The sequence below is a fragment of the Pseudomonas sp. AIG genome, from assembly GCF_977020205.1.
In genome coordinates this window covers 1-2,452 of the sequence record NZ_CDROCK010000118.1, presented here as the reverse complement: position 1 = coordinate 2,452, position 2,452 = coordinate 1, and the positions used below count along the sequence as shown (strand labels likewise).

General features: G+C 61.3%; 2 protein-coding genes. Both read right to left on the bottom strand.

The features are described 5' to 3' along the window. On the bottom strand, window positions 1-655 hold a 655-nt coding region (locus ACWR1S_RS30765; protein WP_454566131.1), incomplete at its 3' end, for a GspE/PulE family protein. Between the two features lie 166 nt (window positions 656-821). Then, window positions 822-2,452 (bottom strand): type II secretion system secretin GspD (gspD, locus tag ACWR1S_RS30760; RefSeq protein WP_454566130.1); only part of this gene is annotated, 1,631 nt, incomplete at its 5' end.

The following is a 2,452-nucleotide window of genomic DNA, read 5'->3' as shown; positions in this document are numbered from 1 at the left end:
TGCCGAGGGTTTCCAGATGCAGACGTCCGGCCTGTTTGTCGAGCAGACGCATCACCACGCGTTCACCGTGTCCGGTCGGCACCGTGGAAACACGAATATCGATTGGCCGCCCGGCCACGCGCAAGGCGATGCGACCATCCTGCGGCAGGCGTTTTTCGGCAATGTCGAGCTGGGCCATGATCTTGATCCGCGACACCAGTGCGCCATGTAAAGCCTTGCGTGGCGAGACCACGTCACGCAGCGTGCCGTCGACGCGATAGCGCACCACCGAATGGGTTTCGAACGGTTCGATGTGAATGTCACTGGCCTCGTCGCGCGCGGCCTGGGTCAGCAGCGCGTTGATCATGCGGATCACCGGCGCGCCGTCCTGGGTGTCGAGCAGGTCGGTGATTTCCGGCATGTCCTGCATCAAGCGGTCGAGGTCGACTTCGTTTTCCGCGGCGCCTACAACCGCCGCCGCACTGCCGGTGTCGGCATAGGCAGCGGCGAGCAAACCGTCGAGTTCATCATCCCGCACGCGCTGAATCGTGGTCGCGCCAAACTGCCGCCGTGCCTCACTGATCGACCAGCCCGGCGTCGACGGGCACACCGTCAGCACGCCATCACACAACAGAATGCGCTGCGCCTTGGCCCAGGCGTAAGGCAGCGAACTCATTTCAAGCCCTCCCCAATTCCTGTAGGAGCTGCCGAAGGCTGCGATCTTTTGATCTTTGGCCGCTTGGGTCCGTCGAAGAGCAAGATCAACAGATCGCAGCCTTCGGCAGCTCCTACAGGTCCGGTGTAGTTCTTTATTCCTGTGGTGTTCACATTGAGGGGCAGTTTCAAAAGCGCGTGCTCCCTTCAATTGGCACAGCTTTGATCGTCGCACGTGGGCCAGAACTCGGCACCACAGCCGGCACACCCTGCGCCGCAGTCGGCAACTGTGGCGCCTGCATGTCCGGCATCGCCCAGCTGCGTTCCGGCTGCAAACCACCCTGAGCGCGACGCATAAAGTCGTAGCGGTTGAGCGTGATGCTGCGCCCCGCTTCGCTGTCACGGATGATGTACGGCCGCAGGAACACCATCAGGTTGGTCTTGGTGATCGCCCGACGTTCGTTGCGAAACAGCGCGCCGATGCCCGGCAAGCTGCCCAGCCACGGCACCGCGTCATTGCTCTGGCTGTAACCGTCCTGCAGCAACCCGCCGAGCACCATGATCTGGCCGTCGTCGAGCAAAATACTGGTGTCGATCGCCCGTTTGTTGGTAACAATCCCCGCCGAATTGGCACTGGCCGAAGCCCGCTCATCAATGCTGCTGACTTCCTGATAGATATCGAGCTTCACCGTGCCGCCCTCGGAAATCTGCGGGCGCACATTGAGCTTCAGGCCAACCTCTTCACGGGTCACGGTCTGGAATGGGTTATTGCTGGTGCCGCCGCCGCCAGTCACGTAACTACCGCTGACAAACGGGATGGTCTGCCCAACAAAAATACTCGCCGCTTCGTTGTCGAGGGTCAGCAGATTCGGCGTCGACAACACGTTGGTGCCGCCCTTGCTCTTCAACGCCCGGGCCAGCACTTTCAGGTCAAGAATCTTGCCGATGCCGGGAATGTCGACGGTGCCGTTGACGTAGCCCAGATTCAACCCCTGAGGCAGCACATCGATGCTGGTCTTGCCGTTGGTGTTGATCCCCGAGCCGCCCAGATTGGCCCCGCCGATCACGCCGTTGCCACCGAGGTTACCGGTCTGCCACTGCACACCGAACTCACTGGCATCGTCCTCACCGACTTCGACAATCAGGCTTTCGATCACCACTTGCGCACGACGCTGGTCGAGCAGATCGATGACTTCGCGCAGGTTGCGATACAGCGGCTCCGGCGCAGAAATCAGCAAGGTGTTGGTAGTCGCGTCAGCCTGAATGGTCACGCCGCCGGCACTGAAGGCGACGTTCTGCTCGCTCGCCTGATTACCGCTACTACTGGTGCCGCCACTGCCTTGTGTGTAACTGCCACCTGTACTGCCGCTGCTATTGCTGGTCGATGTCGTGCCGCTGCTTTGCGTACCGCTCTGGCCATTCTGCCCAGCGCTACCACCAGTGCTTGCACCCATCGCACTAAGCACCGAACGCGCACTGTCACTTGTGCCGCTGCCACTCTCTCCGGTCAGCAACCCGCGCAAGGCCTGCGCCAGTTTCGCCGCCTGCGCATTACGCAGATAAACCACGTGCAGATTGCTCGGATTGCTCTGCGCGTTATCCAGCTTGTAGATCAGGTTGCGCGCCAGCTCGGTACGCTCCGGGCTGCCGGCGCGAATGATGATGGTGTTGGAACGCGGATCCCCAATCACCGCGATTTTCTGTGTCGGATCATTGCCCGGCGCATCGAGCAGATCCGCGACCATCGGCGCGATGTCGGCGGCGATGCCGTTCTGGATCTGCACCACATCGGTGTCAATCGCACTTGGCGAATCAATGC